This is a genomic window from Rhizobium sp. 10N414 (assembly GCF_056394785.1).
The window spans coordinates 1-24,399 of the sequence record NZ_JBFTIN010000033.1; the positions used below are offsets into that span (position 1 = coordinate 1).

The 24,399-nt window shown below is 58.8% G+C and carries 23 protein-coding genes and 2 pseudogenes; 7 read left to right on the forward strand and 18 right to left on the reverse strand.

Features of this window, described 5'->3' with window-relative positions; genetic code table 11:
- Positions 1 to 100: 100 nt before the first annotated feature.
- Positions 101 to 226: pseudogene (locus AC1DE4_RS23910) on the reverse strand (LysR family transcriptional regulator); the annotation flags it as partial.
- 153 nt (positions 227 to 379) lie between these two features.
- Here AC1DE4_RS23910 and AC1DE4_RS23915 point away from each other — a divergent pair.
- On the forward strand, positions 380 to 598 hold the full coding sequence (locus AC1DE4_RS23915; protein ID WP_477883452.1) for a helix-turn-helix domain-containing protein: 219 nt from the start codon (positions 380 to 382) through the stop codon (positions 596 to 598).
- Positions 599 to 1,495: 897 nt separating this feature from the next.
- Here AC1DE4_RS23915 and AC1DE4_RS23920 read toward each other — a convergent pair.
- The 7 genes from AC1DE4_RS23920 to AC1DE4_RS23950 all read right to left on the reverse strand — a co-directional run bounded on the left by AC1DE4_RS23920 (position 1,496) and on the right by AC1DE4_RS23950 (position 8,294).
- Positions 1,496 to 1,684: a hypothetical protein gene (locus tag AC1DE4_RS23920; RefSeq protein WP_477883373.1), complete on the reverse strand. Its 189-nt coding sequence runs from the start codon at positions 1,682 to 1,684 to the stop codon at positions 1,496 to 1,498.
- A gap of 215 nt (positions 1,685 to 1,899) precedes the next feature.
- On the reverse strand, positions 1,900 to 2,970 hold the full coding sequence (locus tag AC1DE4_RS23925) for an ABC transporter ATP-binding protein (RefSeq protein ID WP_113583040.1): 1,071 nt from the start codon (positions 2,968 to 2,970) through the stop codon (positions 1,900 to 1,902).
- A 22-nt stretch (positions 2,971 to 2,992) separates the two neighbouring features.
- On the reverse strand, positions 2,993 to 3,847 hold the full coding sequence (locus AC1DE4_RS23930) for a sugar phosphate isomerase/epimerase family protein (RefSeq protein ID WP_477883376.1): 855 nt from the start codon (positions 3,845 to 3,847) through the stop codon (positions 2,993 to 2,995).
- Positions 3,848 to 3,878: 31 nt separating this feature from the next.
- Positions 3,879 to 5,117 (reverse strand): ROK family transcriptional regulator, encoded by a 1,239-nt coding sequence (locus AC1DE4_RS23935; protein ID WP_477883378.1) that lies wholly within the window; start codon positions 5,115 to 5,117, stop codon positions 3,879 to 3,881.
- Between the two features lie 41 nt (positions 5,118 to 5,158).
- Positions 5,159 to 6,001: a carbohydrate ABC transporter permease gene (locus tag AC1DE4_RS23940; RefSeq protein WP_477883380.1), complete on the reverse strand. Its 843-nt coding sequence runs from the start codon at positions 5,999 to 6,001 to the stop codon at positions 5,159 to 5,161.
- Entirely contained in the window at positions 5,998 to 6,927 is a 930-nt protein-coding gene (locus AC1DE4_RS23945) for a carbohydrate ABC transporter permease (RefSeq protein ID WP_062369754.1), read from the reverse strand. The genes AC1DE4_RS23940 and AC1DE4_RS23945 overlap by 4 nt, the downstream gene beginning before the upstream one ends.
- A gap of 68 nt (positions 6,928 to 6,995) precedes the next feature.
- The gene (locus AC1DE4_RS23950; RefSeq protein WP_113489847.1) at positions 6,996 to 8,294 is read right to left on the reverse strand and encodes an extracellular solute-binding protein; all 1,299 of its coding nucleotides are present in this window, start codon (positions 8,292 to 8,294) and stop codon (positions 6,996 to 6,998) included.
- Positions 8,295 to 8,563: 269 nt separating this feature from the next.
- Here AC1DE4_RS23950 and AC1DE4_RS23955 point away from each other — a divergent pair, with 269 nt between their 5' ends.
- Positions 8,564 to 9,610, forward strand: coding sequence for a Gfo/Idh/MocA family protein (locus AC1DE4_RS23955; RefSeq protein WP_041912232.1), 1,047 nt, complete (start codon positions 8,564 to 8,566; stop codon positions 9,608 to 9,610).
- A gap of 15 nt (positions 9,611 to 9,625) precedes the next feature.
- Here AC1DE4_RS23955 and AC1DE4_RS23960 read toward each other — a convergent pair whose 3' ends face one another.
- Complete coding sequence (locus AC1DE4_RS23960) at positions 9,626 to 10,762, reverse strand: ROK family protein (protein WP_477883383.1); 1,137 nt, start codon at positions 10,760 to 10,762, stop codon at positions 9,626 to 9,628.
- Positions 10,763 to 10,974: 212 nt separating this feature from the next.
- Here AC1DE4_RS23960 and AC1DE4_RS23965 point away from each other — a divergent pair, with 212 nt between their 5' ends.
- The 4 genes from AC1DE4_RS23965 (at position 10,975) to AC1DE4_RS23980 (ending at position 15,673) form a co-directional block, all read left to right on the forward strand.
- Entirely contained in the window at positions 10,975 to 14,001 is a 3,027-nt protein-coding gene (locus AC1DE4_RS23965; RefSeq protein ID WP_477883385.1) for an alpha-mannosidase, read from the forward strand.
- Between the two features lie 251 nt (positions 14,002 to 14,252).
- On the forward strand, positions 14,253 to 14,642 hold the full coding sequence (locus AC1DE4_RS23970) for an antitoxin Xre/MbcA/ParS toxin-binding domain-containing protein (protein WP_192241113.1): 390 nt from the start codon (positions 14,253 to 14,255) through the stop codon (positions 14,640 to 14,642).
- The gene (locus AC1DE4_RS23975) at positions 14,639 to 15,157 is read left to right on the forward strand and encodes an RES family NAD+ phosphorylase (RefSeq protein ID WP_026371874.1); all 519 of its coding nucleotides are present in this window, start codon (positions 14,639 to 14,641) and stop codon (positions 15,155 to 15,157) included. Before AC1DE4_RS23970 ends, AC1DE4_RS23975 begins: the two co-directional genes overlap by 4 nt.
- Before the next feature lie 294 nt (positions 15,158 to 15,451).
- Positions 15,452 to 15,673: a hypothetical protein gene (locus tag AC1DE4_RS23980; protein WP_018857951.1), complete on the forward strand. Its 222-nt coding sequence runs from the start codon at positions 15,452 to 15,454 to the stop codon at positions 15,671 to 15,673.
- A 323-nt stretch (positions 15,674 to 15,996) separates the two neighbouring features.
- Here the strand turns inward: AC1DE4_RS23980 and AC1DE4_RS23985 are convergent, their stop codons facing one another.
- The 8 genes and pseudogenes from AC1DE4_RS23985 to AC1DE4_RS24020 form a co-directional block, all read right to left on the reverse strand.
- Positions 15,997 to 16,830, reverse strand: a complete 834-nt coding sequence (locus AC1DE4_RS23985) for a sugar phosphate isomerase/epimerase family protein (RefSeq protein WP_477883388.1) — start codon at positions 16,828 to 16,830, stop codon at positions 15,997 to 15,999.
- On the reverse strand, positions 16,830 to 18,035 hold the full coding sequence (locus AC1DE4_RS23990) for an NAD(P)/FAD-dependent oxidoreductase (RefSeq protein WP_477883390.1): 1,206 nt from the start codon (positions 18,033 to 18,035) through the stop codon (positions 16,830 to 16,832). The genes AC1DE4_RS23985 and AC1DE4_RS23990 overlap by 1 nt, the downstream gene beginning before the upstream one ends.
- 51 nt (positions 18,036 to 18,086) lie before the next feature.
- Positions 18,087 to 19,031, reverse strand: a complete 945-nt coding sequence (locus AC1DE4_RS23995; protein ID WP_025662313.1) for a substrate-binding domain-containing protein — start codon at positions 19,029 to 19,031, stop codon at positions 18,087 to 18,089.
- 74 nt (positions 19,032 to 19,105) lie between these two features.
- Complete coding sequence (locus AC1DE4_RS24000; RefSeq protein WP_018857947.1) at positions 19,106 to 19,417, reverse strand: MocE family 2Fe-2S type ferredoxin; 312 nt, start codon at positions 19,415 to 19,417, stop codon at positions 19,106 to 19,108.
- The gene (locus tag AC1DE4_RS24005; RefSeq protein WP_192241072.1) at positions 19,414 to 20,448 is read right to left on the reverse strand and encodes a sterol desaturase family protein; all 1,035 of its coding nucleotides are present in this window, start codon (positions 20,446 to 20,448) and stop codon (positions 19,414 to 19,416) included. The genes AC1DE4_RS24000 and AC1DE4_RS24005 overlap by 4 nt, the downstream gene beginning before the upstream one ends.
- 148 nt (positions 20,449 to 20,596) lie before the next feature.
- Positions 20,597 to 21,598, reverse strand: a complete 1,002-nt coding sequence (locus AC1DE4_RS24010; RefSeq protein WP_477883393.1) for a LacI family DNA-binding transcriptional regulator — start codon at positions 21,596 to 21,598, stop codon at positions 20,597 to 20,599.
- Positions 21,599 to 21,711: 113 nt separating this feature from the next.
- Positions 21,712 to 22,212: an N-acetyltransferase family protein gene (locus tag AC1DE4_RS24015; protein WP_477883395.1), complete on the reverse strand. Its 501-nt coding sequence runs from the start codon at positions 22,210 to 22,212 to the stop codon at positions 21,712 to 21,714.
- Between the two features lie 29 nt (positions 22,213 to 22,241).
- A pseudogene (locus AC1DE4_RS24020) lies at positions 22,242 to 22,436 on the reverse strand (LysR substrate-binding domain-containing protein); the annotation flags it as partial.
- On the opposite strand from AC1DE4_RS24020, the gene AC1DE4_RS24025 reads away from it, so the two are divergent.
- Positions 22,432 to 22,968, forward strand: coding sequence for an NB-ARC domain-containing protein (locus AC1DE4_RS24025; protein ID WP_477883397.1), 537 nt, complete (start codon positions 22,432 to 22,434; stop codon positions 22,966 to 22,968). The pseudogene AC1DE4_RS24020 and the gene AC1DE4_RS24025 sit on opposite strands and share 5 nt — an antisense overlap.
- Here AC1DE4_RS24025 and AC1DE4_RS24030 read toward each other — a convergent pair.
- A complete protein-coding gene (locus AC1DE4_RS24030; RefSeq protein WP_477883399.1) occupies positions 22,925 to 24,295 on the reverse strand; it encodes an NAD-dependent succinate-semialdehyde dehydrogenase in 1,371 nt (456 codons plus the stop codon). The genes AC1DE4_RS24025 and AC1DE4_RS24030 overlap by 44 nt on opposite strands.
- Positions 24,296 to 24,399 lie beyond the last annotated feature (104 nt).

Genomic DNA, 24,399 nt, shown 5'->3' on the forward strand with positions numbered 1-24,399 from the left:
AATGCAGATAGCCACTGCGCGCAGTGACACGTCCAAAGCAGCATAGAACATCGTCATCTCCCTTCATCGCGGTTGAACCGGGATTGTACTAGGAGCTTGCCTCTTGCGGGACCGCCCGATTACGCATGCTTAAGGCCGGCTGGGCAATGCACATCCTGGCTGCCGCCCGGCCGAAGTGGAGCTCCTCGGCCACCGCTTTGAAATAGGATAGCTGACGCAATTCCATGAAAGCTGCTTCCCCCGAACATTTCTCGTCGCGATCACGAAACTGACGATACCCTATTTTGGGGTATTCGAAAATCGGTTTTATCGGAAGTGCCGGTGAAATTTCAACTGGCATTTGGCATTGTCCTCATTCGACCGCATACTTTACCGACGATTGATTGAACTTCTTGTTGAAGCGAGGAGAAAGGCCAACATTACTCAGGTGGAACTCGGGAGACGTATCGGCCAGCGGCAGACCGTGATTTCCAAGATCGAGACTGAAGAACGACGATTAGATTCCGCAGAGTTTTTGCTCGTCAGCAGGGCGATCGGCGTGGACCCATATGAACTAATGCATCGAGCGGAAATTGATTGCAATCATTGCCGTAAATAAACCTGATGGGAAAGAAACTGCCCATTCCAATGTTGCGTAAACGGGGCTCTTGAAAGAAAACGGCTCTCGACCTCCGATCTCAAACAATTTCCCGATTGCGGTAGTTTCTTGGCCATACGCGCGACTGCCCTGCAACCGCGACTGCGAAGCATTTTTCCCCACATTAGTAATTGCGTAAATACTAAATTAACCATGAACGCTTAACTTCCAGCACGTTGCTTTTGGAGCCAGGACCCCAGCCCCTCCGGAGCAACGGGTGTGCGGTTGGAGCTCATGGCGAATTTGCTTCGACCGCGCGCTCTCAATGCGTCTCGTTCCGCGACGCCATGAAAATCGACCATGACACCGTGACGCGACGCCTCTTCCGTGGCGACCTCGAGGGCTTTTTGGACGGCGCACGGCGGTCCGTATGCCGCGCGGCGGCGTGGACCACTCCTTGGGTCGCTTCGTGGTCAGCTAGGCCGAATGAGATTTAAGCTGAGCGGTTGTCGGCCGAATTTGTCACCTTGACCGCGATCTGCGCGTCACGTTGTGAACCAGCTCACTGGTCGTCGCGAATTGGCCAAACAAAGCCGTGAGCCTTGCTTCTTCCTTGCCGTCCAAACGGTGCTGCAAGCAAAAATCCGCGATCCTCCATACCCTCGTTGTCACGATTGGCTCGGCGGCAGTCGAATCGATGTTTTGCATTTGAGTCCTCCCCACGTGGACAGAGGCTATCGAAGCGCAAATTAGCTTGCAATAAAATAAGATCCCCGACCTCAAATTGTCGAAGAAGAGGCAGATCTGGAGGAGGACGACAACGCCGGAATTAACCGTGAGCCAACCCAGGACATTGACCACCGCCCTGGGTCGACGACGTTCGGTCTGAGCTAAAGACGAATGGCCGCGACCGCGCGCTCAATGCTCGCGTTCCGAGACATCATCGAAATCGACCATGATGCCGTGACGCGACGCCACTTCCGTGGCCGCCTCAAGGGCTTTCTGGATGAAAAGCAGAACGAGGTCATAGTCGGGGCTTTCCCGCGACGCAATCTCTTGCGCAACACGCAAGGTGAAGATCAATTCTTGCGCAATTGTCTCGGTCACAACACCGCCCCCCGGAAGCCGGGGCAATTCTAGACCTCGGTCGGACGTGCAACTATCCCAACGGTCCCGTGAACCGGTGCGAAAAACCACTACGGCCTTGGTACACACGTACCAAGCCTCTCACACGAAGCGCCGGAACCAAGCCGGTTGACCTACAGGCGGTGACGCAATTGCCATGAGGCAATCTCGCACAATGTCCACAGCGGCAACCCTTTTCACGCGCACGTGGTCAACATCGGTTCGCCTGCGGTGATGCGCCGTTCACCCTCGTCAAACAGGTGGACTGCATCGTGGACCGGAGCAATCCGCAGTACCTCGTCGGGGGCTGCCCTGATCCTTTCACGAAAGACGCAACTGATCGTCTGGGTACCAAGGCGGGCTATCACCAACGTCTCCGACCCCGTCGGTTCAACGACAACGGTTTTCACTTCGATGCCATTGGGGTCGAGCCTGATGTGCTCCGGGCGAATGCCGTAGGTAACGGCGCCGGACGGGCGTCGCTCGCTTGGCAGGACGAGCCCGTCCTCTGTCCGGAAGCCCTCGTTCGTCATGCTTCCCTTGATGAAGTTCATTGCGGGAGAACCGATGAAACCGGCGACGAAGAGGTTGTTCGGGCGATCGTAGAGCTCAAGCGGCGAACCCGACTGTTCAATCAACCCGTCCTTCATCACCACAATCTTGTCCGCCATCGTCATCGCCTCGATCTGATCGTGCGTGACATAAATAGTCGTGGTCTGCAGCCGCTGATGCAGCTCTTTGATCTCGGATCGCATCTGGACACGCAGCTTGGCATCAAGGTTCGATAGAGGTTCGTCGAAAAGGAAAACGGCAGGATCCCGAACGATCGCGCGGCCCATCGCAACTCGCTGCCGCTGGCCGCCGGACAATTGCTTCGGATAGCGCTCGAGAAGGGCCTCAAGACCCAGGATCTTGGCAGCGTTGCCGACACGCTGATCGATTTCCGTCTTCGGCATGCGCTTCAGCCGCAATGAGAAGCCCATGTTCCTGGCGACCGTCATATGCGGATAGAGGGCGTAATTCTGAAACACCATGGCAATGTCGCGATCTTTTGGCGCCAGCTCATTGACAATATGCTTGCCGATCTGGATCTCGCCCGAGCTGATGTCTTCCAGACCGGCGATCATTCTGAGCAGGGTGGATTTGCCGCAGCCCGAGGGCCCGACGAGCACGACGAACTCACCATCGCGGATATCGACGGAAACGCCCTTGATGGCTTTGAAGGCGCCATAATCCTTGCGCGCGTTATTCACTCTGACATGGGCCATTTGCGTCCTCCCGGGGTCGCTCTCAAAGCTTGTTCAAAACGTTTCTGAGATAGGCGAGGCCAAGGCGTTCGCCCTCTTTTCGTGCTTCGAGATCCTTGCCCGGCCATCCGTAGGCGGCATCCTCGTGCTCGATCGAAAGGGTGCCGTTAAAGCCGTTGGTGCGGGCCTGGCGCAGGAACCGCGGCCAGTCGAGGAGGCCCTTGCCTGGCAGCTTGTACTGCCACCAACCCTTCCCGTGATAGCCGACGGCCTGCTGCGTGGCCGCATCGATTGCGGTATCCTTGGCGTGGAGGATGGCGATGCGATCCCTGACTGCGTCCATCGCGGCATAGGGGTCAATGCCAATGCGGATAAGGTGCGAAGGATCAAATTCGAGACCAAAGCGCCGGTCGGGTATCCGCTTGAAGAGCTCTTCCCAGCCCTTCGGCGTGGTTCCAATGAAGTTGTCCTTGGGGCCCGGCCAGTTCTCGATTGCGAAGATGAGACCGCTTGCTGCCGTCTTGCTGATCAGCCGATTGGCGAACTCGGCAAAACCATCATAGTTGGCTTCGTCATCAGCATTGTCGTCGCGTCCGGGAAAGATCACAAAGATCGGCACGCCCGCTTCGCCGATCGCCTCAGCAAAATCCTCCGTTCTGGCGCGAAGTTCGCTACGCTTGCCGCGATCGCTGTCGAGTTGATTGCCGAAGCAGGTGATAGAGGAGACGAAGAGATTGTGGTCGCGAGCGAGTGTTACGGCGGCCCGCACCCTCTCCGGCGTCTTGATATGGCCGCCGACATCAAATTCGATTGCGTCGAAACCGGCAGAGGCAGCGAACTCCACTACTTCCTCAAGCGGCCGATCGTTGAATGTCGACGTATAAAACCCAATCCTCATCAAAATCCTCCCAGTGGCATTGCCGGCTGCGTCAGTTGTTCAGGCGATCCATGAATTTGAGGGGCGAACGGGTGCGTTGAACGGCGTCGGCCGATGCCAGCATCAGGGCCGCCCCCATTGGCATCGCTGCCGCACCAAGCGCTGAGGCGTCCTCGCCGAGCGAAGCGCGATGCAGCGAAGGCAAAGTGGTGTCTCCTGCCGTCAGATGTTCGTGAACATAGCGCAGCAACTCGTCGATCATGCGGATCGGGAGTCGGCCCCCTATAATGATGGCGTCAGGGTCGACGATCATGCCGATATGCTTGACCGCAACGGCAAGATGCGCACTCATTTCCTTGAGCCACTTCGAAACAAGCGCTCTGCCGTGCCCGTCAAGCGATAAGAGGTCCTGGGGTACGCTCGCACGGATGCCGTGCTCTGCCAGGAATTTGTAGAGGAAGAAGAGCGTCACCTTTTCGCCAAGCAGATCGACCTTCTGTGCAGCCTTGTCCCGGTCATTGGCAATCGGCAGCCAACCGATTTCGCCGCTCAGAGCCATGGCGCCACGATGACCGCTGCCATCGAGCACGAGGCCTCCGCCCAGGCAGGCATTGATGGCGATATAAAAGAAACTGCGGCTTTCCGCTCCAAGGCCGTAGTCAAGCTCCGCAAGGGCTGCGGCATTCGTCTCATTTTCGATGAAGACCGGATGCTGTGTCAGATTTTCAAGTGCCGCGCGTACGTCGAACTCCATCCAATCGGAGTAGTCGTCAGGCATGCCAAGGAACGAGATTTCGCCGAGCCAGTCCGGCATCGCAAGGCCAATTCCGGCCAGATGTGCGTCGTCGATAAGGCGGCTTCGCTGGAAATGCGATATCGCATCGGCCGTCAGCTGCATGAATTCGGCCGGGCGCACATAACGTTTCTCGTGATGGACGCGTGCGCGCACGTTGCCGACGGCATCAACAGCGAGGATCGTCAGGTGATCGCGGTCGATGTTGATGCCGATCGCGAAGAAGGCGTCGGGATTGATCTCGAGCTCGATTGCCGGCTGGCCCCTCAGCCCATGCCGGCGGCGAGCCTCAATGATAAGTCCCTCGTCAAGCAGACGATCAACGATCCGGGCGATCGCCGGCTTGGTAAAACCGGTCTGCCTGGCGATCTCGGCTCGTGAAATCGGTGCCTGCCGATGGATACAGCGCAGTACAACGGCTCTGTTGTGCTCGCCCGCATCCTCAACATTGGCCCCCGTCAGGTCGGGGGACAATCTAGTGCCGGTTATCTGGTTCATGAATCGGGATCCTTGATCAGCCACGGAAACGCAAACCGTCCTTACCCCTTTACCGCGCCGCTGGTCATGGCACCGAGGATTAGCCGCTGGAGCGACAGGAACGCTACGATCGCGGGCACGACGGAGATCAGGCAGGCGGCCGCAAGCAGCTGGATGGACGAGTCGGTTTGCATGCCACGGAAGTTAAAGATTCCAACACCGATCGGCATCAGATTGTTTTGTGTGAGCAGAAGAAAGGGCACGAGAAACTGCGACCATCCTGCAATCACGGTGATGATGAAGACGGAAGCGATACCAGGCGCTGACAGCGGCAGGACGATCCGCCAGAAAACCGAAAACCGGTTGCATCCGTCGATCATGGCCGCTTCGTCAAGACTGCGGGGGATCCCGTCGACTGTACTTTTCAACAGCCACGTCGCGAGTGGCACGCCAAGAGCAATGTAGACCATCGTCACCGCAAAATGTGTGTCGAGCAGACCGAGACGGTTCATGTAGCGATAGAGCGGCACCATGATGACCAGCGGCGAGATCATCTGGAAGAGCAAAAGACCCATCATCGACAGCCCCTTGCCGCGGAACTGGAAACGCGAGAAGGCGTAAGCGGCCGGCAAGGCGACGATCAGAACGCCGAGACCGCTCAGCGCGGCAAGCTTCAGCCCGTTCCAGAGATAAAGCGGGAAGTAGCTGTTGTTGRGCACTGTCACGAAATTGTCGATGGTGGGGTTGTGCGGGATATAGCGTGCCACGCCGCGATAGATTTCGCGTTTGTCACGCAAGGCCATCGACAGAAGATAGCTGAGGGGACCGGCGAAGAAGATGAACATCGCCAGCATGAAGAGGTAGCTCAGGAAATCGCCTGAGCGCGTGCCGGTACGCCTGCTCATTGCTGTTCCTCCTTGGGCAGGAACGATGCGTAAACGAAGGCAAGTCCGAGGCTGATGATCAGCATCAGAACTGAGAGCACACTTCCGCCGGAAAGGTCGTAATTGCGGAAGACGATATTGAACACGTAAAGCGAGATAACCTCGGTCGCGCGCCCGGGGCCTCCGCCCGTCAGCGTGATGATCGCATCGAAGGTATTGAGCGTCATGATCGTAATGAGGATCATATTGACGAGCATGGCTGCGCGCAGCTGGGGGATGGTGATGAAGAAGAACTGCTGCGAGCCCGTTGCGCCGTCGACGTCAGCCGCTTCGTACAGCGAGGGGTCGATCGATTTGAGCGCGGCGTACATGACGACCATCGAGAAGGCAGTGCCGCGCCAGATGTTGGCAATCAGCGCCGACCACGGGGCGATTGCCGGATCGGAAAGCCAGGCGACGACGGGCAGGTGCATGAGCCGCAAGATGCTGTTTAGCGCTCCGTATGGAGCCTCGGAAAACAGCATCTGCCAGATGATGCCGCCGGCAATCCCCGGAACGACCCAGGCAACGAGCGCTGTCGTGCGCAGGATGGTCGTGCCGAACAGGCCACGCTTCTCGCCGCGAACGACGACGACGGCCACGGCAAGACCCAGTATCTGCTGACCGATGACGCTGCCACCGACAAAAATGACGGTTGCCCACAGGATGTCGGGCAGCTGCGGCGAACTCAGCGTGTTTGATATCGTGCTCAGCGTATAGACGGGATTGTCGCCGATCAGAGTTGCATTGGTGAACGACAGGCGGAAAACGTCGATCACCGGGTAGAGATAGAAGATGCCGATGACGACGATCACGGGCATGATCCAGGGCAAGGGTGCCCCGGCAAAACGGCGCATGAACGGTCTGCTGTGAGGCGCGCTGGCAGCCTCGATGGCAATTGGGCTCATTGGGCTTCTCTGTCCGGGTTTGACACGAACGGCGACGCCCGTCGTGGGCGCCGCCGCGATCTCATTCGCTAGAGACGCTTGTAAGCCTCCATCGTCGCGTTGAACGCGGCATCCAGAGCCTCTTCCGGCTTCTTGGTACCAGACAGCACATCGCCCATCATGATCTGGATCTGGTTGGAGATTTCCGGATAGATCGGGGCGCCTGGACGGGCCTGACCATCGACGAGAGCCCCGGCAAAGGTCTTGTTGGCTTCGGTGGCGAAGACATCATATTTGTCGAAGAGCGCCTTGCGCGTCGGCAACTGCTGCTGCAGCGCATTTGCTGGTCCCATGTAGACTTCGCGAGCAAGGTTGGCGCACATCTCCACCTTGTCCTTGTCCTTGCTGAACGAGGCGATTGTCCATCCGCCCGTTCCTGTGGAGCGCTGATCGGCGGTTGGACCGGGGATCGGCGAGAAGGTCCAGTTCTTGAACTCGTCTTCGTCGAGCGTGACCTTCAACTGGGCATATTGCCAGTTGCCACCGATGAAGAGAGCGGTGGTTCCGGCCGCCGCCGCGGCGTTGAGGTCGTCATAGTTGCCGATGGTTGTCACACGCTTCGGCGCTGCACCGGAATCGACGAGGTCTTTGTAATAGGTCAGGGCCTTCAGGAATTTCTCCTTGTTTTCACCCTCGCCGAAGATCGGCTTACCGGAATCGTCGACGAGCTTGCCGCCGAGCGCCCAGTAGTTCGCCAGCCAGTCGAAGGTGGAACCCTCGTAGCGACCGGCGTTGAAGAGGATACCTTCCATACCCTGTTTTACGGAAGAAAGACCGGCCTTCTTCAGGTCATCCCAGGTCTGGGGAGCATCGGCAACGATCGACTTGTTGCGGTAGAGCACGCGAAGATCAGTATCCCACCACCATGCTCGGATCGTCTGGTCCTTGTCGGTAATGCCGTTGCGGATGAAGGGGAAAAGATCGTTGATCTCGTCCTTCGAGAAATAGGGCGTGAAGTCGGCGAGGACATGGTTGACCATGAACTGGGAGAGCACGAAGGAGTCGACCGCAGCGCAATCCGGAGCATTTCCGGCCTTTGCCTGCTCGAGCATCTTGGCCTGTTCGGTGCCTATGTCAGCCGACATGAACTGCATCTGCAGTTTCCACTCGGGATGCTTCTTGATGAAGTCGACGAAGAGTTTCTGATACCCCTCGGCAATAGCCGGATCGGCGTTGTTGGGACTATCGTTCGTGAGCCGTACGACGAGGGTTTTCGGTGCGTCGGCAGCGCCGATCCGGTCCTTTGTCGCGAGCTCCTGGGCAAATGCGGCAGGCACTGAAAATAACATTGTGCTCAGCGCTAGTGCGCTGATGAACGCTCTCTTCATGATGGGTCTCCTCCCCATTTAAACGGATACAGCCTGGTGGTCGGTTGACCTCTCCTCATTTCCATGCTGCATTAATTAGATTAAGTTACTTTGATTTGATGTCAAGCCGCAGCTTGGGAGGATTGAGATGCCGGCGACATTCAACACAAGCTAGCGGCTCGCAACCGCACTTCCCGATCACACAAGAATTGAGCCATTTCGGGCACCCGCAATGGCGTGGTGAGGCTTTGCCTCGGCTATGGCCAAATGTGACTTCCATGGAGGAAAAGATGCGCTTACTCATTCTCGGCACCGGTGGGATGGCAAACCAGCATGCTGTAAATTTCAAGGCGATCGACGGCGTTAGCGTCGTGGGCGGAGTGGACGTCGTGCCAGAACGGCTGGCGGTCTTTTGTTCGGAGCACAGCATCCCCAACCATTTCAGCTCGCTGGAGGAAGCCCTTGCCTGGGGCGAGTTTGATGCCGTTGCCAACGTCACGCCCGACCGTATCCATCACCCGACTACGCTTCAGGCGATTGCAGCGGGCAAACATGTCTTTTGCGAGAAACCGCTGGCGACCGATGCCATCAAGGCGATGGAAATGACCGATGCCATAGAGAAAGCGGGCAAGGTCGGCATGGTCAACTTCACCTATCGCAATTCGCCCGCCCTGCAGAAGGGCCGCCAGATGGTGCTGGCCGGTGAGATCGGCGAGGTCCGGCATGTCGAGGCATCCCACCTGCAGAGCTGGCTTGTCGGGCGTCATTGGGGCGACTGGAAAACCGAGAGCAAGTGGCTTTGGCGTCTCAGCAAGAAGCATGGGTCGAACGGCGCACTCGGCGATATCGGCATCCATATCGTCGATTTTGCCTCCTACGGCTCGGGACTGGACGTCGCCCATGTCTTCGCGCGGCTGAAAACCTTCAACAAGGCGCCGGGCGACAAGATCGGCGAATATGATCTCGATGCGAATGACAGCTTCACGATGAATGTCGACTTCACGACAGGGGCGATCGGCACCATCCAGGCGACACGAACTGCCGCCGGCCAGATGGATCAACTGCGTCTCAGGGTCTATGGCGAGACGGGGTCGATCGAGATGATCTATGACACCGGAAAGTCAACGCTGCGCGCTTGCCTCAAAGAAGACGTTCACACCGCGACATGGCGTGACATTCCCTTCGAGCCGGTGGAGACCAACTACCAGCGGTTCGTGCAGGCCGTCCGGGCAGGCAAGACACAGGAACCCTCCTTCCGCCGCGCGGCAAATATCCAAAAGGTGCTCGATAAGGCGCTTGCCTCGGATATCAGCCACGCAGACGAGGCATTGGCCTGAGACGGCACGTCGGTGTCAGACGGAAACCGGCGGCAGCAAGGTGTTGAGAAAGGGAAGCAGTGCCGCCCCCAACGCAACACCGCCGCCACTGAAGCTTGCGGGTTTCATCGGCGAAATCCATGGCGTCAGGAAGGGCCTTTTGGATGTGTCACGGCGTTCGACGGAGAGCTGGTGAATCAGCGCCTCGATAGCGCCTCGCGGAAGGTCGCCGCCAATCATGATGGTGCTCGGCGCGATGAAGCCTGCAATCGCAATGATCGGGTCGAGCAGGTGGCTTGCGGCGTCGCGGATCCACTGGGTCAACTGAGGGGAAGACGCCTCCTCGCCCGCGATAAGGCACTTGAACTCGTCATCACTGACGAGTGCGCGCAGGGCGCCGAAGCCGACCACTGTGTTCAGCTGGACATTGTCGGGGCCAGTCAGCATCTCGCCGATGCTGCCTGCGCGTCCATGCATGCCTGAATAAGGAACGCCGCGAACGAGGAACCCGGCCTGCACATCTTCGTCGATGATGATCATCGCCAGTCCACCTTCGGGGGCAGGCGCGCCAATGGTGCGCTCGGCAAGGAGGCTTGCCGTGCACTCATTTTCCACATGGCTGCGAACAACGATCGATGCCGCGTCGAGCTCAGCGCTTTCTTGCGAAGTCCAATCATTTGAGCCTATCCCCATGCCAATGATCGGCAGGCCGGCATGCCGACCCATCATGGTCTGCGTGGCTGAAAGGATCGACGGAACTCTTGCTGTCGGCACGAGCGGAAAATACTGGCGGTCGCGGACCTGGCCGCTGAGATCGATAAGGACGGCTTCGCCCCTGCTTTGGCGGACCCTGACGCCGATTGAAAATGCGCCATCCGGACGTAACGCAAATTCGGTGGCGGTTGCACCACTACCGGGGCCGCTTCGCCGATGCGATGTCACCAGACCCTCGTCGCCGAGGCGGCGCAGAATATTGGTGATACCCGGGCCTGTGAGCCCGGAGTGCTGGCCGAGCTCCATGCGGGTCAATGGACCGTGCCGGCGGATTGCCTCAAGGATGACGCGGATATTTCTGTCTGCGATTTCTCCCGACCGCAAACCAATTGTTTTTCCCCGCGAAACGGCCGATTCATCTGGTTGGCGTCGTCGCGGCCCAGAACGAAGATACCGCATAACTGTCTTCCCCAAGCACCTGAATGCTTGTGTATCACAAGGAAAACTCTCGCAACTTATTTCTTGTGCGCTTGACGCGAAAACAAAGTTACTTAATCTAAGCACTGCAACGCGCCCCGGTTGGAGGAGACGGGACGCGGATGCCAGCGGCTCAATCGCGCGACCACGTGTTCTCCCCGCCCACAGTTGCTTCTTTTCCGATAGGACCCGCCATGTCTCTCACGATTGCCCAACGCCTTGATCGTCTGAAGGTCCGTACAGCCGAGCTCGCCCACTGGCGCGACAGGCAAAGCGTCCTGATCGACGGCTGGACCTTTGAGGGCGAGCCGATTGCCCATCATCAGGATTGGCCGCACCGCAAGGGGACAGTTCATTTCGCGACATCGGTGAGCGCGCCGCGCGACTGGCCAATTGATGACATTCGCCTGCAGCTCGATCTCGGTGGCGAGAGCTTGATCACGTTGCATTATTCTGGCGGCCAGACCGAGACATTCGGGCTCGACCCCTATCATCAGGAGTTCCCGATCAAAGGCAGGGAGTTTTCGATTACCACGGAGAGCGTCGCGCGCTTTCCCTTTGGAGAGCCGAACCGGGCACCGCGGCTCAACAAGGCGCGGCTGATCCGGCTGGATGAGCCAGTCCACAAGCTTCACCTTCTATTGCGGCAAATCGGCGAGGCCGCAGACGCACTCGAAACCCACGAGGTGGTGCCGCACATGATTGATGCGGCCGAACGGGCGCTTGGCAGCCTCGACTGGCCTTCGGACACATCATCCTATATTTCGCGCACATCCGATGCGGTCATGCAGCAGAAGATCTGGGAGCTGCCGGAGCTTCAGGTAAATCCGGCCGGTTTGAGTGAGGCGCAGAGCGCTTTGGCAGCTACGGCTTTCGATGCGCTGATTACCCGACTGAAGGAGCTTCAGACACGTTTTCCGCCGAACGGCGAATTGCTACTGACCGGCCATGCTCATATAGACCTCGCCTGGCTTTGGCCCTACGGCGAGACGCGTCGGAAGATGCGACGAACGTTCAATACCGCGCTTTCGCTGATGGAGCGGTCGGACGACTTCCGGTTCAATCAATCGACTGCTCACTATTACGCGCAGATGGAGGAAGATGATCCCGAGCTTCTCGAGCGCATCAAGAAGAAGGTCGCCGAGGGCAAGTGGGAAACTGTTGGCGGCATGTGGGTCGAACCCGACACCAACATGCCAACCGGCGAAAGCCTTGCACGGCAGGTGCTTTATGGGCAGCGCTATTTCGAGAAGCAATTCGGCTTGCGCCACACTGTCTGCTGGCTGCCAGATTGCTTCGGCTTTTCGGGGGCATTGCCACAGATCTTACGGCTTGGAGGTATCGACAGCTTCTTCACGATCAAGGTGAACTGGAGCGAGACCAATCATATTCCGTCTGATCTTTTCTGGTGGAAGGGGCTGGATGGAAGCAAGGTACTGACCCATACCTTCGACAACCCCATGCAGGGCTATAACGGTTTTGTGCAGCCGGACTGCTTCGTGCCGACGTGGAAGAATTTCCGCGGCAAGACGCAGCACGACACGTCTCTGCTGGCGGTCGGCTACGGCGATGGCGGTGGCGGTGTCACCCCGGAGATGGTCGAACGCGAAGTGCAACTGCGTGACTTCCCTGCAATCCCCACCGCACGCTGGGGCACGGTGAAGGGCTATTACGAAATGGCGCACCGGGTTGCGGCAGATAAGGACCTTCCGGTCTGGGATGGGGAAATCTACCTCGAGCTCCACCGCGCCACGCTGACATCGCAAAGCGGCGTCAAGCGCAAGCACCGCCAAGCAGAACGGGCGCTGATAACAGCAGAGACACTCGCCTCACTCGCTCATCTGCTGGGCGCCGACAGACCTCAAAGCCTCGAGGCGGATTGGCGCGTCGTCCTGAAGAACGAGTTTCATGACATCCTGCCGGGCTCGAGCATACGCGAGGTCTATATCGATGCCGAACAGGAGCTCGACGGGGTTATACACAATGCCAGGGTGGAGCAGGCCAAGGCCCTCAAGTCGCTGTCGGCCAATCTTCCGGCAGGTGGAGTGTCGGACGCGTTGATTGCGGTTAACCCGTCACTTGCACCGCGGCCACTTGCTGCAAAGCTCTCCGACGGAACGGTTCTGTCATGCGCCGATCAAGTCGCGCCTCTTTCCGTCGCAGTTTTTGATCGCAAGACACTCAGGCCCGCAGGCAGTTTGAAAGCCACGGCGCACAGCCTCGAAAACGAGTATCTGTCGGTCGTCATCGGCAAGGATGGAGCCGTTTCAAGCCTCGTCCACAAGGCATCGGGAAGGGAAGCGATAGATGGCACGGCAAATCAGCTATGGGTCTATCCGGCCGACAAGCCCCGCAATTGGGATGCCTGGGACGTTGACGCCGACTATGCCGAAAAGGCTGTCCGCCTCGACAAACCTGAGAGCATTACGCTTGTCGAACAGGGACCGCACCGTGCCGCGATCCGTGTCGCCTACCGATACCGAAACTCAACGGTCACTCAGCTCTATGTGCTGACGGCCAATGCGCGCCGGCTTGACGTCGAGATGACGATCGACTGGCATGACCGGCGTACGCTTTTGAGAACGCTGAACCCGGTCGCTGTGCGCTCGCGCACCGCCAACTTCGAATGCGCTTACGGCGTCGTCGAGAGGCAAACGCATACGAACACGTCTTGGGAACAGGCGATGTTCGAGGCTGCCGCGCATCGTTTTGTCGATCTGAGCGAACCGGGCTTTGGCGTCGCTTTGCTCAATAATGCCAAATACGGACACAGCGCGCGCGGCAATGTCATCGGCATGAGCCTGGTGCGCTCACCGATCTATCCCGATCCACTTGCCGACGAAGGCGAACAGAGCTTCACCTATGCACTGATGCCACATGAGGGCGCATGGCATGAAGGAGGCGTTTTGCAGGAGGCGATCGATCTCAATCAGCCACTCGTTACCATCGAGGCAAGCGGTCTCTCGGCGGGCACACTATCGCCTCTCGGCGTGGAGGGCATACCGGTCGCCCTCTCGGGGTTGAAGCCGACCGAGGAGGGAAAGGGTCTGATCCTGCGGATTTACGAACCCGCAGGCCGCCGCGGGCGCCTGTCACTGACATTGCCGTCGGGATGGCAGGCTTCAGGAGCGTTGAACATCCTTGAAGAGCCGATTGAACGTGTTGGACCGGCAGATATCATGCCCTTTGAAATCCGGACCTGGCGGTTGCAGCCACGCTAGCAGCAGCCGGGTCAGGGTCGGCGATGTCATGTCTGGCTTTGTTTATATAGGCCCCGCCTGATTGCAGCGGTCGCAGAATATCGACCGATGTCGGTTCCAATCACGGTGATCTCTTCAATGGAGGCTCTGCCCATGCGGTATCCAATTCGTGCCCGTATCCGCGACGTTGTGTATTTTGCCTCCTTGAATGGAGCCGAGGTATGTCATATATTTTGTACAGAAAATGTGACATCCAATATGGCAATAAGACGATGGGACAGGCTCTCAAGCAACCCGCTCAAAATGAACCCTTAATTCTGTCCTACATGGACAGGTCCGGCAAGATTGGCATTGCGCAGGTTGCGGACGGGTTTGGGATGTCCAAAGGCCAGCTTGCCGAAACAGCCGGATTATCACGCGAGACGCTCTACAGAGCAGAGCGAAGCGGAGCAGCAAAAGCCCAGGGGCGTCTACGAGAAATGCTTGAAATCATCAGCCGGGTCAGCGACTGGGCAGGTGGCAAAGAACAAGCCATGGCATGGTACCGTGCTCAGCCGCTTCCGGCGTTTGGCGGAAGAACAGCAGAAGCGCTCGTCAAGGACGGCAAGGCCGGGGCGGTCAGGGACTATCTCGATCACATGGCGGTTGGTGGCTTTGCGTGAGGTTTACCTCAACCTGCTACCGAGCCCATGATCCACGCTGGTCTTTCAAACCGACGTCCGGTGACGGTGCGGCGATCCGTGGCGCTCGCTTCAATCCCCGGGGCGTACCGGCGCTCTATCTCGGATTGAGCATCTTAACGGCCATAAAAGAGGCCAACCAGGGTTTCGCTCACCGTATCGACCCCTGTGTATTGTGCTCTTATGAAATCGACTGCGAGGATATAGCCGATCTCTCCGCCGATGAGGGCCGGAGGGAATTCTCGGTGACGCTGGAGGACATGAGCTGCGCCTGGGCGACAGCGCTTGCGAACGGCAACCGGCCGTCCTCTTGGTCAATCTACGACCGGCTTACGGCCAGGGGTATTGCCGGCGTAGTTGTTCCGAGTTTTGCGCCCGGCACGGATCCGACAGACCGCAATCTCGTGCTCTGGGACTGGGGACCGAACTTGCCCCATCGGGTAGAGGTTTTCGACCCAAGCGGGCGGCTGCCAAGAGACCAACTGTCTTGGCTCTGATGGCGACCCTGATGCTTACCTGTCCCTGTCCTGCACCAAAGCCTCGTCGCAACATGCCAAGGGGTCAGACGTCACCGGACTTGTAGGCGCCTGGCTCCCATTGCACACTTATCACCATTGCAATTTACAAATCGGTCTTGGTGCGAGTAATGCGAAGCGGGAGCGCCGCGGATTGGCTCATTGGCCTTGCAAGGCGGGCGTCTCACCGATACTTCGACTAACGAGCGCGTACGCACAACTCAACGCGCAGCGGCACTTTCCCAGATAAATCTGAAGGATCTCTAAAGAAAGCTCATGGAAACCGAAACAGTTACGATTGAAAGCCGGAATGACTTCGCGCAATGGGCAATCGAGCGGGCACGGGCAATCGTCGCCGAGCAAGGTGGGAACTTGGCGATTGCAGCACGCGATATGGATGAACCGGCAATCGCTGCGACCGGAAACGCGCTCGGAGCCGCCATTGCAGAGGCTCTCCTTGAAGTCTTCGACGTTCTGGTGCCAAACGACGACGAATAGGCTGAGCTGCGGGCCCCGTCCTTTGCCCCACCTAAATGCTGAGCCATCCTCTTCGAAGGGATGCGCGAAACTTTCCCGTCAAAGTGGTATTATGCTATGTACTCTAGCTCTTCTGTGAGCAGGGTTTATCGGCACCAAGGCCCGACAGACCCCGGTTGGCCCTTGTCCGCCTCCGTCGACAGCCAGGCCGCGACATTTGCCGCGGCCTCGGCATTCCGTAAAGCAGGCCGTCAACTCATGAACGAGCAGCATCTTTAAACGCACCGAAGATTACGTGATGGCCAGCGGCGCGGCGGTAAAGTTAGCTGCCTTTGGCGACGGCTCTACTGCGCGGTGGCGTTCCAAAGATCATGCGCCATCTTGCGGAGCATGAGGGCCTCGGCCCAGCGGTCGGTCGTGTCGTTACCATCCCTTCCGGTTATCGCGTAAGGCTTCGGTCCCAGCTCACAGGTAAAGACCAGTTTGGCGTCTTCCGAAGCGCGCGCACGCCACGCGCGAAAACCGTACTCCCACCAGCCCAGGAAGAGATCGACCCACGGACGATGGTGCGGGAAGGAGATCTCGATCTGCACCTGTTCACGCGAGGCAACACGGCCGTGGAAGGCGTGCGCATTGGCAAGTATGCGCCGGATGGATGCATCGTCTTCCTTCGTAACCGGAAAAGCGAACTCGCGAGCGACGAGGAAGTGCGAGAGGTCGGCGAGGAGTGGCAGATCCGGTCGCCGATCGAGAAGGTCGAGCGTGAAGTACAAGTCCGTCGTCATCCGGTCGCGATGGGTTTCGATGAAAACGGGAATCCCGGCGTCCTGCGCAAGCCGCATCCAGCCGTCGAGGAGCGGTAGGCAATCCTCCACTCTTCTCAGGCGCACGTCGGGCTGCAAATTGATATGAGTGACCGGAAATTCTGCCGCGAGCTCCAGCGGCAGGCGCAAGTCCTCCACGGAACGCGGAAAGCACACGCCTTCGATCTTCAGCCCCCCGCCCCGGATCGCCTCATTGAGGCCGACAACATCCGATCGCTTCGTATAGTGGGCGCTGATGCCGTCGAAGCCCGCTTCCGCAATCATCTCGATGTTCTCTTCGAGGCTGCGCTCGTGGCCGTCGGTATGGCGGCGCTCCATGGCCCAGAGCGACTGAAAGAACAGCAACTCCTGCATCACGCAGCCCGCGCAGTTTTGAGAAGGGCCTTCAGATTGACCGCCGGGTCTTCCAAATCAGCAGCATCTGGATTGACACCCGCCATGATCAGTAGCTCCGCCAGCTTGATTTCCTTGGCAAGGCTGTTTCCGGTGCCAAGTCCTGCGGCAGCAACGAGGCGGCCGTCTTCGAGATAGAATTCAAGCACACCCGCGTCAAGCGAGCGGAGGACGATCTGATGCCGCGGCTGCGGCACGCCAGCGACCTGCAGGCCGAGATCATACTGATCCGACCAGAACCAGGGCATCGCAGCAAAGGTCTCGTTCGCACCGCACATATTGCGGGCGGCAGTCTCCGCCTGGTTGCGCGCGTTGCGCCAGCTTTCGAACCGGACATGGCCACCTCCCGGCTGGGCTACTGCGGCACAGTCGCCGGCAGCAAAGATATGTCGATCGCTCGTGCGCAGAAAGCTGTCCGTCAGAATGCCGTTATCCGTCGCAAGCCCCGCTGCTTGTGCGAGTTCAACGTTCGGCACGACGCCAATTGCAGCCACAACAATATCGGCGGGAACCTGCTTACCATCAGCCAGCACGACGCTATCGGATCTGACTTCAGCAACGCCCTGCCCGAGATAAAAGCCGGCGCCCTCCTCGACGTGGCGGGCGTGCAGGCTTTGCGCAAATCGTGCCGGCACAGCGCGACCGAGCGGCCTTGATGCAGCCTCGATAATGTTGACAGCAACCCCCTTGCCGCGCAACACCGCTGCAAGCTCCATACCGATCAGTCCGCCACCGATGATGGCGACGGTTCTGGCGCTCTCCACGCGTGAGAAGATCGTGGACGCGTCCGAGAAAGTCCGGAAATCAAGTGCCCGTTCCGCGCCGGGGCAGCACAACTGCCTGGGGCGCGCGCCGGTTGCAAGAAGCAATTTGTCATAAGCCAGCGCCTGTCCGTCGCTCAAAACGACGCGCCGCTCGTGCGGATCAATCCAAGACACCGATCTGCCGGGAAAATACTCGATGCCGGCAGCGTCCAGTGCCTCAGCGGAGCAGATCGCTTTCATCTGCACCGCCCCGTCCAGTGGTTTGGAGAGAGGCGGTCGCTCATAAGGCATGTTCGGCTCGGTGCCGACCATCGCAATGGCTCCGCCGTATTCAGCCTCCCGCAAGGCAAAGGCTGCGCGCGTGCCGGCTTCTCCGGCGCCGATAATGACGATCCCGCTCATGCGTTCTCCCCTTGAAAAGTGGCCGGCGCATGAAAGCGCCGGTCGGAAGGATCAGTTCTTATTTGTGTAGTCGGCCATGTTCTTCGGCGTGACGAGTTCGAAGGGCACCCAGACCTGCTTGTCGATGGCTTTGCCGCGCGCAAGTGCGACTGCAGAATCCACTGCACTTGCTGACTGGCTCTTTGCGTTCTGGAAGACGGTCGCATCAAGGTCACCGGCAGCCATTGCGGCAAGGGCGTCCTGGGTTGCGTCGATACCGATGACAATCACATCGTTCATAGAGACGCCCGCTGCCTTCAACGCTTGAACGGCGCCAATGGCCATTTCATCGTTATTTGCAAAGACGACATCGATCGGTTTACCCGCGGTGATCCAGTTCGTCGTCAGATCCATTGCCGTCGTGCGGTTCCAGGCGGCGGACTGCTCGTCCGCAATCGTGACACCCTTGCAATCTCCGGCCGCCAACGCTTCCTTGAAGGAGTTGGTGCGATCGCGCGAGGCCTGGTGAGCCAGATCGCCCATCAGAATATAGACCTGCGCATCGCTGGCCTTTCCCTTCTCCTTCAGAAGCGAACATGCCGCTTCTGCGCCAAGCCTGCCAGAATCCGTTTCCTTCGAACCGACATAGGCCTGCTTTTCCGGCAACTTGCCCGAATTGTCGGGTTCAAGGTTGAGATAGACCAGAGGAATGCCGGCTTTCTCCGCGGCTTCGCTGATGCCGGGGGCAGCAGACGTGTCTGTAAGCGTCATGACGATGGCATCGACACCGGCGGCTATGAAGTTGTTGACCTGGTTCAGCTGTTTGGAAATGTCCGTCTGGGCATCCTCCACCTGCACGCTGACACCATCGACCTGCGATGCCCGGGCAGTGATGCCTTCACGCAGAAGGGTCTGGAAGTTGTTGTCGAAGCTTTGCATCGAGACGCCGATGGTTTCAGCGAAGGCAGCACTTCCCATCATGGCGGCCAGAGCAGCCGCCAAGCACACTGATTTCATGTCATCCTCCGTAAGGTGCCGGATCACCCCGATTGCACTCCGGAAGCCCGATGGGCTATTGGCTGAAGCGCGGCCTAACCGAGGGCCACACGAACCTCTCCATCAACCACCTCGGCCGGATAGGTCTTGAGGTTCTCGCAGGCCGGAAGCCGCATGGCCTCCCCCGTCCGATAGTCGAAGGCGCCGGAATGTTTGGGACATTCCACCTCGAAGTCCATGACGAGCCCGTCCGCAAGATGGATCTTCTCATGGGTGCAGAGACCGGCCGTGCAGTAGATGCTGTCATCCGGTCCGCGGTAGATCGCATAGGTGCGGCCTTCATGATCAAAGCGGATCGCGCCTTCCTGTTCGATGTCTTCGAATTTGCATGCGGATACCCAGCTCATTTGGCAGCTCCCTGCAGTTCGGAGGAAGCCTTGCGGGCGGAGAGCCTTTCCTTGCGCTTGCGATAGCGTTCCTGCATGCGGGCCTCGCCGTCGGCGGAGCCGTCGTGCCAGGTCCCGAACCACTTATCGAGCGGGATCAGGGCATCGCCGTAGTTCACCTCGAAATACTTGTGGTGCAGGTAATGTGCATAGGCGTGGCTGTCGACGAGCTTGTCTTCACCCACTTCCACCTTGTCAAAGCCCACATGACCGGGGATTGCGCCGAAGCCCGCATAGTGAAGCTGATAGAGCATCAGGATCGGGTTTGACGGCAGAATGAGGTGATAAAACGCGGTCCCGAGATAAAGGAGATGTTCCACCGGATGCATCGACAGCGACGACCAGGGCGACGGATTCACCGAATTGTGGTGTACCGAGTGCACCCACTTGTAGAGGAACGGCGTGTGGATGAGCCTGTGGATGCAGAAGAAATGGAACTCATGGATGATAGGAACAACGAGAGCGACAAGCGCCAGTGTCCACGGATTTTCCGAAAAGCTCAGCCACGGCGCATAGCCATTGGCATGAGCCCAGAGCATCACGACCTCGATGCCCGTCCAGATCGTCACGCCCGACAGGAATGTACGCAACATGTTGTCGAGGTTCTGGCGATCAAACCAGAAGACGTTGTTCTTCTGATCAGCCGGGAATTTGCCATTGTACTTGAAGCGGTTTTCCTGCCGCTTCAACACATAGAGATGAAGCTCGAAGGCTCCGTAGAACAGGAACACGCAAACTGCGTTTACCGCATAGAGCCAAAGTGCCCACCCAACACTCAACGTCTGCAGCGTCTCGACCGACGGAACGATCAAAGCCCAATAGGCGACGGCAGAAGCCGCGAAGATGACGTTCCAGGGGAAGAAATAGTGCGGCAGCCACTTTGCGATTGCCATCAGCTTTGGGGGAAAGACGAACAGCGGCGCAGTCTCGACCGGCTTGTTCGGCGCCCAGTCGCCTCGCTTGTTCCGCGTCCCGTATTTCAGGTCGTCCATGGCGCTCTCCTTCGGCAAATCCTTTTACGGAAAGGAGTGGCCAAGCGCCTGAATCCGTTTCGTTTCCCTTGAAACGCCGGCTCTCCTCCCGCTTTTGAAACTAGCAGGAGACACTGAAACCTGCGAAGACTTCATTGATCAAAATAGATCAAAGGCTTTCGGCGGTGATCGTGATGAAGCGAATGGGGTTACGGTCAGGCTCGATTTTCGTAAGACCGACGCGGTGCAGCACGATATCGAGGGCGCGCTGCGCCTGTGCTTCGGGCGCCTGATCGAGCACCACGTCCATGATGCCGTCGCGCAGCGCCGTGCGGGTGTAGTCGGTCAGTTCGTGACCGACGAAAAGAATGTCTCTGCCCCGGTCGCTGCGGCGGAGAACGTCGATCAAGGCGGAATTCGCGCCACCGGCATTATAGAGCCCGACGAGGTTCGAATACTTCTCCATCGCCATGATCAAGGTCTCCGTACTGAACCGCTCCTCGTCACGGGTAAAGCCGAGCCACTCGAAGTTGATCGAACCGGGGTGATCACGGAAGTACTCGGAAAAGCCGCGGATCCGATCGCGATGTACCTGGTAGATAGGGTGGCAAAGGGCGACAACCGGCCCCTGCGACCGAACCATGCGGCAGATGAAATGGGCCGCCGTGCGGCCGGCGGCATAGTTGTCTATTCCGACAAATTCGACGTGATCCTCAGACGCGCGCGTAACCACATGGACGATAGGGATACCCTGCGCTGCCACAGCTTCCACCGCCGCCTTGACCAGCGGGCTGTTGGGGACGGCGAGTATAAGCCCAGCTCGCGGATAGTCCGCCGCTGTGATTGCGCGAGCGATTTCCTGCGGGTTCATTTCCTCGACGAAGCGCCTGTGGACGACGACCAGCGGATCAATACTGTGGGCAATCTGTTCGAATGCCTTGGAGAGCCGCCGATAAAACGTGGTTTCCGGACGGACCATCAAAACGTCAACCCGCAGCAGGCCGCGATGCGTATCGGGAAGGACACGCGGATAATCCAGACTGCGCGCGGCAATAACGACCTTCTCGACCAGTTCCGGCCTGACGCCCCCTCGCCCGTTCATCACTCGCTCGACGGTGGCCGTCCCCACCCCCGCCTCGCGGGCAATATCCGTGTAATTCGCCCTGCTCATGTTCCCCCCGCGTGTCGCGGAATTATCCAATGGGCACCGCCGTTTTGCAATCTTGCCCTTAGTTCGAACCAACGTGGGCCGATCAAAGAGCTGCTGTCAATCGAGGCCGCCGTTCAAAGCTGGAGGGTCATCTCCACCATCGTTGGCTTAAAACCCACAGACGCGAAGAGACGTTGCCCGGCGTCGTTGCGATGCGCCGTCGACAAGACGATCTGCGTGGCCCCACGCCCTCCCAATTCGCCGACCATTGCCGCCAGCAACGCTCGACCGGCTCCTCGTCGACGGTGGCGCTCCTCGACGAAGATGTCATGGATGACGCCAGCCGGCCCACGCAGTGACATATAATCGGATCCCTCAAGACCCGCATAAGCGTATCCGACGACCCTTCCATGGATCTCGGCAACGAGGACCACGACGTCTGGCTTGTCGAGTTGACTTCTCAGGTGGCTCGAATATGCCGTCGGCGTTCTAGGACCTCCGGCGATAAAGCGTCGCTCATCCCAGCCGTGGTGGATCGAGACAAGCTCCGCTCCGTACATGCCAAGGAGATCGATGTCTGCCTTTGTGGCTGGCCTCAAGGTCGTCTCAAACTCGTCGCTGGTTTCCGGTTCCATTTTGCTTTCCAGTTCCATGCTTTGCAGGCTCATTCGCCGCGGTAGCGAAGCGCCTCGACCAGCACCGAAAACGCGGCCGAAGTTTGCCGCCTGCTCGGGCAGTATAGATGATAGCCCGGAAATGGCGGGCACCAGTCGTCGAGCACCCGGACCAGCCTGCCGCTCGCAAGATGGTCGGCGACCCTATCCTCCATGACGAAGCCCAGGCCGAAGCCATCCATGCTTCGTCCCCGACACTATGTCCACTATCCGCGAGATCCTGCCATTGATGCGATCGGGCGTGCCCTTGAGGGCTCGCGCCTCGTGACGATCGTAGGCCCGGGCGGCGTCGGCAAGACGAGATTGGCGCTCGCAATCGCTGGCCGACTGACCGCGGCTTATGAACATGGCGTCTGGTTCGTTGATCTGGCGACTGTGAACGATGAAACGCTCGTACCGACGTCGATCGCCACGGCGATGGGATTAAGGGTTCACTCGGCGAATATCAAAGCCGCGATCGCCGCCTTCGCGGCCGACCAGGATTTCATGCTTGTCCTCGACAACTGTGAACATGTTGTCGAAGCAGTGGCTGCTTGCGCAGACGCGTTTCTGGCTGCTGCAGCAAGGGTGCATTGGCCGAAACGGGGAACGTCTTCCGTCCTCCTGTCTCGAGCCGCCTCATGCATGATGGGCCGCTTGTACGCGACCCACTATGCTCGGTACCCGCTACGGTTTAGTGTGCGACAAGCACCATTTTCTGGTTTACCAGCTCCTTGATACCTGCTCCTGCGAGTTCGCGACCGTAGCCGGATCTCTTCACCCCGCCGAACGGAAGCTCCGGTCCAGTGAAGGAAGACGTATTGATCCATACCGAGCCGGTCTCGACCTGCGACGCGAGGGATTTCGCCCGCTCAACGTCAGCAGTGAATATCGCCCCCGAAAGGCCGAAATTCGAGTCGTTTGCGATCCTGACGACATCATCATCATTTTTGATCACATGTACCTGCGCCACGGGGCCGAAGAACTCCTCGAAATAGGCGGGGTTGTCTCGAGACACATTGGTCAGGATGGTCGGCTTGTAGTAGGCCCCCGGTCCGTCGATTGCGCTCCCACCAACCAGCACCTTGGCCCCGGCCTTCACTGCTCGCTCGACCTGTCCTGCGATATCGTCACGAGCCCCGATCGACGACATCGGCCCCAATCCGACAGATTCATCCATGGGGTCGCCGATCTTCGTGTTCGTGAACTTGTCGGCTAGCTTCTTCGTGAATTCGTCGGCAACCTTCTCGTGGATGAGGAAGCGCTTCGCACCATTGCAGACCTGGCCGCACCCGCGAAGCCTGGCCTCGACCCCAGCGGCGACCGCCTTGTCCAGGTCGGCATCGTCGAGAACGACGAAGACGTCGCTCCCGCCAAGTTCCATCACTGATTTCTTGAGGTTCTTGCCAGCGTTGGCCGCCACGATACTGCCAGCGCCCTCGGAACCTGTTAGAGCCACGCCCTGGACGCGATAGTCGGCGATGAGCTTCGAAATCTGATCTCCCGTCGCGAATATGTTCGTCCAGGCGCCCTCAGGTGCGCCCGCCTCGGCAAGAAGCTCCTCGAAGGCCACCGCAGCCTGCGGAACCATGCTGGCATGCTTTGCGAGCACGGGATTGCCGATCGCGAAGTTCGGTCCCGCGACGCGGATCAGCTGATAGAAAGGGAAATTCCAGGGCTCGACAGCAACGACGACGCCGATTGGATGGTACTCCAGCCATGCCTCGCCCTTCGGTGTGGTCACCTTCTCGCGTGCTAGAAAGGCTTCGGCATTGTCGGCATAATACTGGGCGATGTCGGCGGTTATCCGCACCTCGGTCCGCGCCTCGTTGATCCGCTTGCCCATTTCCAGGGTAAGAATGCGCGCCAGGTCGTCGACGCGCGCGCTAGCCAGCTCTGCAAACCGGCGCAGGACCTCAAGACGAGGCCCCCGGTCGCCCTTGCACCATGGCGACTTGTAGAGGGAGTGTGCCAGCGTGAGCGCCCTCTCGATTTCTTCATCGCTGTGGTTGTTGAATGTCTTGAGAACCTTGCCGGTCGCAGGATTTACGCTCTGATAAGCCATGTCATTCCTCCTTTTGATGTCTGGGTCGGACCAGATCTTGGGAACTGCGGCGCGCATTCCCGGAGCACTGCGCTCCATCGAGAGCCGCGATCAGTGGAAGGCGG